Origin of the sequence: Streptomyces sp. NPDC085596 (assembly GCF_044541565.1) — a bacterium.
GTDB lineage: Bacteria > Actinomycetota > Actinomycetes > Streptomycetales > Streptomycetaceae > Streptomyces.
In genome coordinates this window covers 534877-547852 of record NZ_JBITTC010000003.1, presented here as the reverse complement: position 1 = coordinate 547852, position 12976 = coordinate 534877, and the positions used below count along the sequence as shown (strand labels likewise).

Here is a 12976-nt window from a genome sequence, read left to right as displayed (position 1 = left end):
CTCACTTCAGGCCGCTGAGCATGATGCCTCTGATGTAGTGCCGCTGGAGCAGCAGGAAGAGGACCAGCACCGGAAGGATGCTCAGGACCAGGCCCGCCATCACGATCGGCATCGTGCGCGTCGGGTCCACATAGTCCTGGAGCAGCTGGATGCCGACCGGCAGCGTCATCACGTCCGGGTTCGCGGTCGACACCAGCAGCGCCCAGATGTACTCGTTCCAGGCGTCGACGAACGTCAGCAGCCCCAGCGTCACCATGACCGGCTTGGTCTGCGGCACCACGATCCGCCACCACACGGCGAACTCCCCGGCCCCGTCGATCCGCGCGGCCTCCAGCACCTCGTCCGGGATCGAGACCATGAACTGGCGCATCAGGAAGATCCCGAAGCCGTTGACGAGGAAGGGCATAGCCAGCGCCACGATGCTCACGGTCAGCCCCGCACCGCCCCGCCCCAGCAGGTCGTTGCCGCCCGCCAGCGGCCAGTGCACCAGGATCAGGAAGTGCGGGATGAAGAAGAGGAACGGCGGGAACATCATCGTCGACAGCACCAGCCGGAAGATGAAGTCCCGGCCGGGGAAGCGGAGTTTGGCGAGCGCGTAGCCCGCCAGCGACGAAGTCAGCAGCACCGACGCGTTGATCACGGTCGTGGCGATGACGCTGTTGCGGAACAGCACCGGCAGATCGAGCTGGTCGATGGCCGCCCGGTAGTTGGCCAGGTCGAACGCCTCGGGCAGGAACCGGTACGGCAGCGTGCCGGACTCACCCGGCCCCTTGAACGACGTCATCACCATGTCGAGGAACGGCACCACCGTGAGCACGGCGCCCGTCACGACCACCAGATACGACAGCCACGGGAAACGGCGGCGGATCACGCGTCCTCCCCCTTGCGCCGGAAGATCCACAACTGCACCAGGGTGACAAGAAGGATCACCACGAACAGCACGAAGGCGGCGGCACTCGCGGTGCCCCAGTCGCCGTAGGAGAACGCCTGCCGGTACATCTCCAGCGCGGCCACATTGGTCGCGTCGCCGGGACCGCCCTTGGTCATCACGATGATCAGCGCGAACGACTGGAGCCCGGTGATGAACTGGGTGACGCACACGAACAGCAGCGACGGCCGCAGCAGCGGCAGCGTGATCCGCCAGAAGACGGTGACGGGCCCGGCGCCGTCCAGCGCGGCCGCCTCGTAGTACGACCCCGGGACGGACTTCAGCCCGGCGGTCAGGATGAGGATCGCCGAGCCGACCGACGCCCACGCCTGGACGACCACCACCGCGGGCAGCGCGGTGTCCGGGTCCTGGAGGAACGCCACCGAGTCGAGCCCGACGGCGTTCAGGGCGCCGTTGACCAGCCCGCCCGGCTCGTACATGTACTTCCACACATTGCCGACGGCGACCACCGTGGTGACGATCGGCAGCAGGTACAGGGTGCGCCACACCCCCTGGAAGCGCAGGTTGTCGATGCAGGTGGCGACCAGCACCGAGCCCGCCAGCGCGAGGGCCACGGTGCCGAGGGCGAACAGCAGGGTGTTGGTGAGGATCGGCGTCAGGAACGTCGAGCCGTCCGCGAACAGGCCGGCGAAGTTGTCCAGGCCGACCGGCTGGATGTCGCCGAGGTCGAACCCGGCCCAGCGGGACATCGACAGCAGCAGCGCGAAGCCGAGCGGCAGGATCAGGAAGACGGCGAAGAACAGCAGCGTCGGCGCCAGGAACAGATAGGCGACCACCGCCTGATGGCGCCGGGCCCGGCCGCGGTGGTCCACGGCCGTCCGGGTGGGATCGACGGAGCGCGGGCGCGGCGGCCGTGCGGTCGTCTCCGGGGTCAGGGCGTTCACCATGAGCGCGACACCTCCTGGTCGACCTGGCGGCGGATGGTGCGCAGCGACTCGTCCACCGACTGCTGACCCGTCCACAACGCCTCGATGTTCTTGCGCAGCAACGACTTGGCCTGCTGCGCGCCCGGCACGTTGGGCTCCGGCACCGCGTACCCCAGCGCGTCCAGGAACGGGCGCAGGTTGGGATCGCCGCCCTCGCCGAGCAGCGTCCGCATGTCGTCGGCGCGGCCGGTCAGAGAGCCCACCGACACCTGGAGAGCACTCATCCGCGTCGCGGCCGCCCCCTTGCGCACACTCACCTTCTCGGTGTTGAGCCAGCGCAGGAACTCCCAAGCCTCACGCGGGTGTTGGCTGGAGGTATTGACCCCCAGCATGAATCCGGTGGCGAGCGTGGCACGCCTGTCGCCCAGCTTCGGGACGGGCACCGGAGCCACCCCGACATCGCGATAGGCGTCGCCCATCTGGGCCTTCAGGCTCCCGGTCCACCATCCGGCGCTGATCACCATGGCCACCTGCCCGGACTGGAACGCCTTGTAGACGTTGACACCGGGCGCGCTCGCCCCTCTGCTGACGAGACGGTGCTCCAGATCGAGCACGGCCCGGCCGGCCGGAGAGTCGATGGCGGTGCTCCTGCCGTCCCTGGACATGAACGTGCCCCCGGACGCGTTGAGCAGGGCGAGGGTCTGGCCGACGGTGGTGGAGTCGTCGTAGGTGGAGAGGCCGAAGCCCTGGACCAGGGTGTTGCCGTACCGGTCGCGTCTGGTGGTGCGGTACGCGGTGTCCTCCAACTCCCGCCAGGTGCGCGGGGGATGAGCGATGTCGGCCTCGCGCAGCAGGCGCCTGTTGTAGTAGAGGGCGTAGGTCTGGGCCTCGGTGGGGTAGCCGTGGATCTCGCCGCCCACAGAGGCGGAGCCGACCGCCGCCGCGCCGTAGCCGCGGGTGATCTCCGCCGCGTCCTCGGGTGGGGCGGGCCGCAGGACACCCGCCCGGACCAGCTGGCCGTTCCACAGGCAGTACGGCTGGAGGATGTCGGCGCCCTGGCCGGCGGCCTGCCGGACCATGAACGTGGTCAGCAGGTCGTTGAACTCGACTGCCTTGGTGCGCACTTTCACCCGGTCGTGCGTGGCGTTCCACTCGTCGACCGGACCTTGCAGGGCCGCCTTCAGCTCACCGCTCGCGTAATGGGAGAGCACCGTGAGGACGATCGGGTCGCCGGGCCGCCCGGTGCCCCGGTGCGGTGCCGCGCAGCCGGCGGCGAGCAGCGCCGAGGGGAGCGCGAGCGCGAAGCGGCGGCGGCTCAGACCGCGCGCCGAGCCGGTCATCGGGCCGCCTCCCGGCGCAGCACGCGGAACACCCGTGTCGTCGTGAACCCGGCCCGGCGGTACAGATGACCCGCCGGGGACCGCTCGCCGGTCCAAAGGAACCAGGCCGAGCCCGCGCCCAGCGCCCGCATCCGCTCCAGGACCAGATGGAGCAGGACCTTGCCGAGCCCGGTGCCGCGCATCTCGTCCAGCACCCCGAACGGGCCGAACCGCTCGGTCACCGACTCGTACGCGCCGTGCATCGCCCAGCCCACCAGACGGCCCGAGGGGTCCCGGACGACGACGATCCGGTCCAGTGGCGCGCCTTTCAGCAGGCACTCCCGGATCGCGCGCGCCCAGTCGGGGGTGAAGTGGTGTGCGGCGAGGGCGAGGAGTTCCGGCAGGTCGTCGTCGGCCGGGGTGCCGAACCGGTAGCCCCGCGCTGTCAGTTCGGCGGCCCGGTGCCCGGCCTCCGCCGGGAAGGCGTAGCCGGTCAGGGTGCGGTCCATCGCCGCCGCCTCGTACAGCGTGCGGAAACCCAGGGACTCCAGCAGCCCCGCCGCCTCCGGGTACGTCCGGGCGTCCAGGCCGGGGAGGAGGTAGTTCGGGGTGTACGGGGCGAAGTCCACGCGTGTGCGGCCGTGGCCGTGCAGCCAGTCGAGGGCGTCGGTCAGCAGCCCCCGGCCCACCCCACGGCCACGGGCTTCCGGGTCGACGAAGAAGAACGGGACCCAGCCCTGCGCCGGCTCCAGGTCGGTGCCGGTCATCGGCGTCAGCCGGCGCACCGCGTAGGCCGCGCCGACGAGGCGCCCGTCCTCCACGGCGATCCGGAGCCCGGCCGGGTCGAAGTTGGCGTCGAGCAGCACCAGGGAGCGGAAGCGGTCCGCGGTGATGGGGTCGGCGGGCGCGCTCCGGCACCACGCCGCCACCAGCGGCGGACCGTCACCCGCCCGGAACCCGCGGAACTCGGTCCGGGCTCTCGTCGTGCGATCGGTCATCGACGGGTCGTCCTTCCATGCGCGGGCCCTCGGCCGTCAGGGATAGAGCAGTACGTCGTCACCGGCCCACCAGCCGGGTGGTGCGGGCGGCTCGCACAGCGGCAGCGGGTCCTCGCCCGCGTCGATCGCGCGCCGCAGCCGGTCGGAACCCCACAGCTGGTCGATGAAGCCGCTGTCCGCGCCGCCGGCCCAGGCGAAGTCGTCCGGATACAGCCGCCGCAGCGTGCCGAGCATGGCCACGGCGGTGCGTACGGGCGCGAACGCCTCGCGGTCCGTGACATGGAGCTGGACCCCGCGCAGGGGACGTCCGGCGTGCTTGTCGAAGGTCGGTACGTAGCGCAGTTCCCTGAAGTGCACGCCGGGCAGGCCGAGTTCGGCTAGCGCGGGGGCGAAGCGGGCGTCGATGTACGGGGCCCCGACGATCTCGAAGGGCTGGGTCGTGCCCCGGCCCTCGGAGACGTTGGTGCCCTCGAACAGGCAGGTGCCGGGGTAGACGACGGCGGTGGCGTGCGTCGGCATGTTGGGCGACGGTGCGATCCATGGCAGACCGGCGGCCTCCGTGTCCATCTCCCGCCGCCATCCGGCAGCCTTGATCACCGTCAGGTCGACCTGTCGTCCCGCGACCTCGGCCACGGCAGACCTGTTGAGATACCAGGCGAGTTCACCGCAGGTGAGCCCGTGCCGGATCGGCACCGGCGCCCGCCCGACGAAGCTCGCGAACGCCGGATCGAGCAGCGGGCCCTCGCTGACCAGCCCACCGAGGGGGTTGGGCCGGTCCGCCACCACGAACCGCACGCCCGTGCGCGCGGCCGAGACCATCAGGTCGAACATCGTCCACACATAGGTGTAGAAGCGCGCCCCGACGTCCTGGAGGTCGTACACCAGCGCGTCCACGCCGCTGTTGATCAGCACCTTGTCGAGGCGCTCCTCGTCGCACCGGTATGTGTCGTAGATCGGCAGCCCGGTGGCCGGGTCGACCTCGTCGGGCTCGCTCTCGCCCGCCTGGGCGGTGCCGTACAGCCCGTGCTCGGGGCCGAACAGGGCGGCCAGGTTCACGCCCGCCTCGATCAGCGCGGGTGCCGTCGGGCGCAGGTCGGGGAGGACACACGTGTGGTTGGTCACCAGCCCGAGCCGGCCGGGCCCGGCGAGCCCGGGCACCGCGCACAGCCGGGCGATCCCGGTGGTCACGTTGAAGTGGTCGTCCGTACTACTCATTCTTCACTACTCATTCTTCGCCCCTTATCGGAAATTCTCTTGAATGTCCCGGAATTGGGCAATGCTGCGGACACTACCTCTCGGTGGGGGCGGGCCCATGGCGCCGACGTTCGGCCATCGGAGTGGAAACCCGTTCGACTCCGCTCGCCGCGCGGCCGATCAACGCCTGGCCTGATCACGCAGTTGGCTGAAAGAAGGTCCCTCTCATAGGGGTTGGCGCCTCGGGGAGGGTTTGCGGTCGCTACCTCGGCGGCTGGGCATCCGGTGCGCATGGGGTCTTTCCGGGCCCGGTAGCAGGGGTGAAGGCCGTTCGGTCCTCTATCACGCCCTGTCGTCCGAATGGTTGCTTCACGACGACTTCAGGTCCGGGGGTCCCTGAGGGGTCAATCGGAACTTCGCACACCGCGGTGTGACTAGCATGTGGGCGTAACCGGCCGGAAGATCGCCTTCCTCCGAGGCAGCCGCTTCCGGACCCGCGATCGAGCGCTCGGTCGCCGTTTCTTCTGCTCGCAGACCGAGGGACCGCGGAATGTCAGTTCCTGCACCGTCCGTTCAACACCGCTCGAGGGCCGTTCAGCGCAGTGCGTGGGCGGTGCCCGCGGCCGTGGTGGCGGTGACCGCCGTGGCCGCGGGTGTCGCGGTCGGGGTGGCGCCTTCCGGCACCCGCAGATGGACACTGGTGGTGGCGGCCGCGGGCTGGGGATGCGTCGCCGTGGCCGTGCTCGTCGGCCACCTCCTCGTCCGCCGGGCCAGGCATGCCGCCGCCACCCAGGCCGCCGAGAACGGCCGACTCCGCGCGCAGGCGCAGCAATCGGCCGCGCAGACCGGCCACTTGGTGAACGTGACGCTGCCTTCCCTGCACAGCCTGGTGCTGGCCGGCAGCGGCGCCGCCAAGGCGCTCGACGGCGTGTCGATGCCCAACGACCAGAACCTGCGCCGGCTCGCCCAGCTCTCCGCCGGTGCCCTGGAAGAGGCCGTGAACCGGGCGGCCGTAGCGGACGAGGAGCGACGGCAGACCCAGGACGCGCTGAACGAGGTGCTGGCCGAGGTGGACCGGCTCGCGCGGGAGATGCTGCCCGCCGCCGTGGCCCGGCTCGCCGAAGGCCGCTCCGCCGACACGGTCCTGGGCGAACTCACCCTTCCCCAGCTGCCGTTGATGCAGGACCTGAGTGATCGGTTCGTACGCGAACTGGCGCGCAGCGAGCGGCGTCAGGGCGGTACCCGGATCGCCTCCACCAAGGCGCTCAGCCGGGTGCAGGCCAAGGCCGTCAGCATGCTCGCCGACCTGCGGGCGATGCAGGACGAGCACGACGGCAAGATGCTCGGCGACCTGATGCGGCTGGACCACAAGACCTCCCAGCTCGTGCTGATCGCCGACCGGCTGGCGCTGCTCATGGGTGGCAAGACGAGCCGTACCTGGAACAAGCCGATCCGGATGGAGAGCATCCTCCGGGGCGCCATCGGCCGCATCGCCGCCTACCAGCGGGTCCGGCTGCACTTCACCTCCCAGGCCGCGATCTCCGGATTCGCCGCCGAAGGCGTGATGCACCTCCTCGCCGAACTGATCGACAACGCGGCGAACTTCTCCCCGCCCACCGACGAGGTCCACGTCTACGTGGAGGAGCACCGGGCCGGGATCGTCGTCACCGTCGAGGACAGCGGACTGACCATGTCCGAGGCGGCGATGAAGCACGCCGAGGGCGCCGTCGCCGGAAGCATGGCCGACCTCGCCTCCCTCCAGGGCACCCGGCTGGGCCTTGCCGTGGTCGGACTGCTCGCGCTCAAGTACCGCATCAACGTCAGCTACCGTCCCTCCTCACGCGGCGGTACCGGGGTCGTCGTCCTGCTGCCCAGGCACCTCATCGCGCAGCAGCGCGACCCGTGGCCCGCGCAGCGGGAGGCGGCCCGCGCGGCCACCGCCCGACCGGTCCCGGCACCCGAACCGCCCCCCGCCCCCGAACCGCCCCCCGCGCCCGAAGCGCCGACGCCCGCCCCGGCCCCCGTCGCCGAGGCACCCGTCCGGTCCGAGCCGCCCGTGATCGTGCCGGAAGTGCCCGGGCAGACCCGGCACGAGCCGCCCGCCTCCGCCACCCCGAACGGACTCCCCGTCCGCAAACCCGGCCGCACCATGAGCGACGCCGAGCGCGCCCAGCGGCCCGCTCCGGAGGTCACCCCGCCCCGGAAACGGCCCGTGCACGACGTGGGCTCCCGCTTCGGCGCCTTCCACCGTTCGCGCAAGCCCGGAGGCACCCAGGGCGGCCGGTCCGACACCGAGCCTCCGACCGCCGGGTAGCTCCGCCCCTCCCATACCCCGCCGGGCCAGCGTCCCGGCAGCCACGCCCCCCTCGTGCCCATGAGATTGGAGGAACGGGCCGGTGGCCGATCAGCCGGACACCACCGTCCCATCACCCATCATGCAGACCACCGACAACAGCCTCGTCTGGCTGCTGCAGAACCTGCTGGAGCAGACCCCCGGTGCCCGGCACGCCCTGGTCCTGTCACGGGACGGCCTCAAGCTGTGCTGGACCCCCGGCCTGGCCGCGGATCAGGCCGACCAGCTCGCCGCGATCTGCTCCGGCCTGCAGGCCCTGTCCCACGGCGCGTCCGTGGAGTTCGGGGACGGCTCCGGCGGCGTACTCCACTCCATGACCGCCTTCCACGGCGGACTGCTGTGCATCGTGGGAGCCGGCGAGGGCGCGCACCTGGCGGTCGTCGCAGCCGAGGACGCCGACCCCGGCCGCCTCGGCGAGGAGATGACCGGCCTGGTCGACAAGATCGGCGAGCATCTGCGGGCCGCGCCCCGGCAGCCGTTCCAGGGGAGTACCCCGTCGTGACCCGCAAGCCGGTGGACACCGGCGCCCCCGACCGGCTCTACACGGTCACGAACGGGCGCAGCAGCGTCGACGACACCCTGGACCTGGTCACACTCATCGTCGCGGAGTGCCAGCCGACCACGGGGATGCAGTCGGAGCACTCCCGCATCCTGACCCTCTGTCAGCACCCGACCTCGGTCGTCGAGATCTCCGCCGAACTGGAACTGCCGATCATGGTCGTGCGGATTCTCCTCGGCGACCTGCTCGACACCGGACGCATCACCGCACGCCATCCACCCGTGAACCCCCTCCCCGATCCCGCCCTTCTCAAGGAAGTGCTCCATGGGCTCCGCAATCTCTGAGCTGCCCGCCCACCGCACGCCACTGGCCGACGCGGCGGAAACCGGTCTGAAGATCGTCGTCGTGGGCGGATTCGGTGTCGGCAAGACCACCCTGGTCCGCTCCGTGAGCGAGATCCGGCCGCTGAACACCGAGGAGGTGATGACGGAGGCCGGTGTCGGCATCGACGAGACCAGCGGTGTGGCGGCCAAGTCGACCACCACCGTCGCCTTCGACTTCGGCCGGATCAGCCTCAACGACACCATGGTGCTCTACCTGTTCGGCGCGCCCGGCCAGGAGCGCTTCTGGTTCCTGTGGGACCGGCTCTTCTCCGGCACCCTCGGAGCCGTGGTCCTGGTGGACACCCGCCGGATGGACGACTCCTGGTACGCGATAGACCGGCTGGAACACCACCGCACGCCCTTCGTGGTGGCCGTCAACCGGTTCGACGACGACGCCGCCCACCACTCCCTGGACGAGATCCGGCAGGCGCTCGCGCTGCCCGATCACGTGCCGATGCTCGACTGCGACGCACGGGTCCGGCAGTCGGGCAAGGACGTGCTGATCACTCTCGTGGACCACGTGTACACGCTGGCCACCGCCCAGGAGGCGACCCCGTGACCGACCCCGGCTCCTTCTCCGCGCAACCGGCACCGCCGCCCGGCTGCCCCGCCCACACCGACGCGGTGCGCCTGGCGGGCTTGGAGTACCAGCAGACGCCGTCGCAGATGTACCGGGCGCTGCGCCGCGACCACGGTGCGGTCGCGCCGGTGCTGCTGGACGGCGACATCCCCGCGTGGCTGGTGCTCGGCTACCACGAGGTCGCTCAAGTCACCAGCCATGACGAGCTGTTCGCGCGGGACTCCCGGCGCTGGAACCAGTGGGACAACATCCCGCCGGACTGGCCGCTGATGCCCTTCGTCGGCTACCAGCCCTCGGTGCTGTTCACCGAGGGGGAGGAGCACCGGCGGCGGGCCGGGGTGATCACCGAGGCGCTGTCCGGGGTGGACCAGTTCGAGCTGGCCCGCGACTGCGAGCTGATCGCCGACGAGCTGATCGCCCGGTTCGCCGGCAGCGGCCAGGCGGAGCTGATGGCGTCGTACGCGCACGCGCTGCCGATGCGGGCCGTGGTGCAGGTGTGCGGGATGCCGATCTCGGGCGCGGACACCCAGCAGCTCGTGGACGACCTGCGGATCTCCCTGGACGCGGCCGAGGGCGACGACCCGGTGGCGGCTTATGGGCGCGTGGGCGAGCGGCTGGTGCGGCTGGTCCAGGACAAGCGGGCCGACCCCGGCAAGGACGTCACCTCGCGGATGGTGCTGCACCCGGCGGGGCTCACCGACGAGGAGATCGTCCAGGACCTGATCTCGATCATCGCCGCCGCGCAGCAGCCGACCGCGAACTGGATCTGCAACGCGCTGCGGCTGCTGCTGACCGACGAGCGGTTCGAACTCAGCGTGTCCGGCGGCCGGGTCAGCGTCGGCGAGGCGCTGAACGAGGTGCTCTGGCTCGATACGCCCACCCAGAACTTCATCGGCCGCTGGGCCGTACGGGACACCCAGCTCGGCGGCCGTCAGATCAAGGCCGGCGACTGCCTGGTCCTCGGGCTGGCGGCCGCCAACACCGATCCGGGGCTCTGGCCCGAGGGTCATGTGGGCGCGGAGAACGCCGCGCATCTGTCGTTCAGCAACGGCGAGCACCGGTGCCCCTACCCGGCCCCGCTGCTCGCGGACGTCATGGCGCGCACCGCCGTGGAGACGCTGCTGGAGCGGCTGCCCGACCTGGTGCTGACGGTGGACCCGGAGAAGCTGACCTGGCGGTCGTCCATCTGGATGCGGGGCCTGACGACCCTGCCGGTGCGGTTCACCCCGGTCGACGGATAGCCGGTGGCCGGCTGGGCCCCGGGCGGGGCCCAGCGGCACGGCGCCGGTCGGGCGGTCGGACGGTGAGCCGGTCGGGCGGTGAGGCGGTCAGGCGGTCACCGGGGTGAACCGCACCGGCAGCGCCTGGGGTCCGCGGGTGAACACGCCCTGCTCGACCAGGTCGAAGCCGTCCGCGACCCGCAAGTCCGGCATCGCGTCCAGCAGTTGGGCCACGCCGATCTCGACCTCGGCCTTGGCGAGCAGCGCGCCGACGCAGAAGTGCCGGCCGAGCGCGAACGCCAGGTGGTCGGCGGCCGCGGAGAAGGCGTTCGTGGCGGTGAGGTCCTCGCGGAAGATGTCGAAGCGGTCGGGGTCGCGGTAGCGGTTCTCGTCGCGGTTGGCCGAGCCGATCAGGCAGGTGACGGTGACCCCGGCCGGGATGGTGCCGCCGCTGAGCTTCACCTCCGTCGCGGACTGTCGCATGATCATGTGCACCGGCGGGGTGAAGCGCAGGGTCTCGGCGAACGCCCTCGGGATCAGGCTGTGGTCGGCCTGGACGGCGGCGAGCTGGTCGGGGTGGCGCAGCAGGTTGGCGAAGATGCTGGCGATCGCCTTGTCGGTGGTCTCGCCGCCGGCCGCGAGCAGCAGGCTGCAGAACGCCTTGATGTCCTCGTCGCTCATCCGCACCCCGTCGACCTCGGCGGCGCACAGCACGGACAGCAGGTCGTCGCCCAGGTTCTCGCGCCGCTCCCTGATGATCGGCAGCATGTACTCGGCGAACTCCACCCGGGTGCGCTCGCCGGCGGCGGCCACCTCCTGGTCGCCGGACAGGTTGCCGAGGAAGGCGATGACGGTCGTGTACCAGCGGTGGAAGCGGGCGTGGTCGGCCTTGTCCAGGCCCAGCATGTCCGCGATCACATTGACCGGGAAGCGGGTCGCGTAGTCCGTGACCAGGTCGGCGGAGCCGGTGTGCCGGAAGCCGTCGATGAGCTCGCGCGAGTTGCGCTCGATGACGGGCAGGAACTTCTCCTGGAGGTCCCGGCCCCGGAAGGCGGGGGCGACCAGGGCCCGGCGCACGGCGTGCTCACGGCCGCTGAGCTGGAGGATCGTCTTGCCGTGCACCGGCTCGATCTGCCAGTCGTAGTTGTCGGTGGTGAACTCGCCGTCCTTGTCCTTGAAGACGCGCTCGACGTCTTCGTAGCGCGAGATGATGTAACTCTGCGTGGCCTCGTGCCAGATGAGGGGCGAGGTGTCCCGCATCAGGCGGTACGCGGGGTAGGGGTCCGCCGCGAACTCGGGCGAGAGGATGTCGGGTATCTGTGCCGCAGTGGTCATGATGCTCCGTCGGGACCGGGAATGGCGTGTTCCGTAAGGTTATTGATCATTCGTCAGCCATGACAGCCCCTAAAAGCTTCGACTGGGGCGCGGGGTGCTCCTTGGCCGGAAACCGGTCGGCCAGAAGCAGGGCGCGCGGTCGGTTCTTCCGCTCTCTTGTCTTGTTCTGGACGGTGCGACGGACGGGTGCGGCCGGAAACGGGGCGCACGGTCGGCGCATGGGAGCGTGGCGCCGAGCCATGTGCGCTCATGTGAGAACGCGGGGACACAGGCGCGGGGTCAGCCGGATCGGCATGGGTCATACAGGGGTGAACTGCCGCACTTCGGGCGCCTGTTGGCTGAATGGTGGCCATTGAGTGCCGTTCGGCATATGCCTCGGGCAGCAATGATGGTTATTGCGCGCTCTATTACCAGTGGGTAATCGATCGAACGTGTACCTCCGATCGTGGACTTTCCCTTAGTGTGATGAGTGTGAATGCACAGGGTCCGGGCAGTCTGGTTCCGACCGACCGCACGGCAACTGTCATCTCGGGGATGGAGCGATTCGCTCCTTCGTTCGATCTGACCCACTGTTCGGATCGGGCAAGACGTCCGGGGGCCGCGGAAGTGGTATTGCGCGGCTACTCGGAAAACAAGCTGATGTACGTGCCGCCAAGGGGGGCGTCGTGGTCAATCCTTTCGACGATGAGTCGGGCAAGTTCCTGGTGCTCGTGAACGAAGAGGGTCAGTACTCGCTCTGGCCGGCGAATCTCGCCGTGCCGGGCGGCTGGCGCGCGGGCGGTCCGGAGGGGTCGCGCCAGGAGTGCCTGGACGCGATCGAGGCCGCCTGGACCGACATGCGGCCCGCCGGCCTGGTGCGGGCGATGGCGGCCGACGCCGGATAGGCCGCCGCGGCCCCGGTCTGTCCGGGGTGTCATGCCAGGTCAGCGGTGTTCCGCCGCTCCGTGATCCCCTGGGCGCCGCTCTCGCCCCGGGGGTCACCGGGCCGGTCGCACCGGATGACCGTCGTCGTCGGCGAGGCGCTCGCGCCGGTTCCCGTTCCCGCTCGCGGAGGCCCCGGCGTCGCGTCCGGCTGCCTGGTCGACGCGCGTGGACACGGCGGGCTGCCGTGCGCCGGTAAGCGGAAGTGCGGATGGCGCGGCCGCGTTCGTCATCTCGGATACGCACTTTCTTCCTTTCACCGTCATGGAAACGTCATGGGGGAACCGCGTATACGCGCGTTCTTTTTACCCCGGCTTTCCTTACCGTCCCCGAAACCTCTCCCCAAAGGTTGATCCCGC

At 70.5% G+C, this 12976-nt stretch carries 12 protein-coding genes; 6 read left to right on the top strand and 6 right to left on the bottom strand.

Annotation, left to right across the window (positions count from 1 at the left end; genetic code table 11):
* Position 1: 1 nt before the first annotated feature.
* Genes ACIGA3_RS12430 through ACIGA3_RS12410 form a run of 5 tightly spaced genes read right to left on the bottom strand, consistent with a single transcriptional unit; the run spans position 2 to position 5347 of the window.
* A complete protein-coding gene (locus ACIGA3_RS12430) occupies positions 2–871 on the bottom strand; it encodes a carbohydrate ABC transporter permease (RefSeq protein WP_399713669.1) in 870 nt (289 codons plus the stop codon).
* The gene (locus ACIGA3_RS12425) at positions 868–1836 is read right to left on the bottom strand and encodes a carbohydrate ABC transporter permease (protein WP_399713667.1); all 969 of its coding nucleotides are present in this window, start codon (positions 1834–1836) and stop codon (positions 868–870) included. The genes ACIGA3_RS12430 and ACIGA3_RS12425 overlap by 4 nt, the downstream gene beginning before the upstream one ends.
* Positions 1830–3155 carry an ABC transporter substrate-binding protein gene (locus ACIGA3_RS12420; protein WP_399713664.1) on the bottom strand — a complete coding sequence of 442 codons (1326 nt, stop codon included), beginning with the start codon at positions 3153–3155 and terminating at the stop codon, positions 1830–1832. Before ACIGA3_RS12420 ends, ACIGA3_RS12425 begins: the two co-directional genes overlap by 7 nt.
* Entirely contained in the window at positions 3152–4132 is a 981-nt protein-coding gene (locus ACIGA3_RS12415) for a GNAT family N-acetyltransferase (protein ID WP_399713661.1), read from the bottom strand. The genes ACIGA3_RS12420 and ACIGA3_RS12415 overlap by 4 nt, the downstream gene beginning before the upstream one ends.
* A 36-nt stretch (positions 4133–4168) precedes the next feature.
* Positions 4169–5347 carry an exo-beta-N-acetylmuramidase NamZ domain-containing protein gene (locus ACIGA3_RS12410; protein ID WP_399713659.1) on the bottom strand — a complete coding sequence of 393 codons (1179 nt, stop codon included), beginning with the start codon at positions 5345–5347 and terminating at the stop codon, positions 4169–4171.
* Positions 5348–5876: 529 nt separating this feature from the next.
* Here ACIGA3_RS12410 and ACIGA3_RS12405 point away from each other — a divergent pair.
* The 5 genes from ACIGA3_RS12405 to ACIGA3_RS12385 all read left to right on the top strand — a co-directional run bounded on the left by ACIGA3_RS12405 (position 5877) and on the right by ACIGA3_RS12385 (position 10382).
* On the top strand, positions 5877–7640 hold the full coding sequence (locus tag ACIGA3_RS12405; RefSeq protein WP_399713656.1) for an ATP-binding protein: 1764 nt from the start codon (positions 5877–5879) through the stop codon (positions 7638–7640).
* A gap of 121 nt (positions 7641–7761) precedes the next feature.
* The gene (locus ACIGA3_RS12400) at positions 7762–8181 is read left to right on the top strand and encodes a roadblock/LC7 domain-containing protein (protein ID WP_399713654.1); all 420 of its coding nucleotides are present in this window, start codon (positions 7762–7764) and stop codon (positions 8179–8181) included.
* The gene (locus ACIGA3_RS12395) at positions 8178–8522 is read left to right on the top strand and encodes a DUF742 domain-containing protein (RefSeq protein WP_399713651.1); all 345 of its coding nucleotides are present in this window, start codon (positions 8178–8180) and stop codon (positions 8520–8522) included. Before ACIGA3_RS12400 ends, ACIGA3_RS12395 begins: the two co-directional genes overlap by 4 nt.
* Positions 8503–9120: a GTP-binding protein gene (locus tag ACIGA3_RS12390; RefSeq protein WP_399713649.1), complete on the top strand. Its 618-nt coding sequence runs from the start codon at positions 8503–8505 to the stop codon at positions 9118–9120. The genes ACIGA3_RS12395 and ACIGA3_RS12390 overlap by 20 nt, the downstream gene beginning before the upstream one ends.
* A complete protein-coding gene (locus tag ACIGA3_RS12385; protein WP_399713647.1) occupies positions 9117–10382 on the top strand; it encodes a cytochrome P450 in 1266 nt (421 codons plus the stop codon). The genes ACIGA3_RS12390 and ACIGA3_RS12385 overlap by 4 nt, the downstream gene beginning before the upstream one ends.
* An 87-nt stretch (positions 10383–10469) precedes the next feature.
* Here ACIGA3_RS12385 and ACIGA3_RS12380 read toward each other — a convergent pair whose 3' ends face one another.
* Complete coding sequence (locus tag ACIGA3_RS12380; protein ID WP_399713644.1) at positions 10470–11696, bottom strand: cytochrome P450; 1227 nt, start codon at positions 11694–11696, stop codon at positions 10470–10472.
* Positions 11697–12361: 665 nt separating this feature from the next.
* On the opposite strand from ACIGA3_RS12380, the gene ACIGA3_RS12375 reads away from it, so the two are divergent.
* Entirely contained in the window at positions 12362–12580 is a 219-nt protein-coding gene (locus ACIGA3_RS12375; protein ID WP_399713641.1) for an MbtH family protein, read from the top strand.
* The last annotated feature ends 396 nt before the right edge of the window (positions 12581–12976 follow it).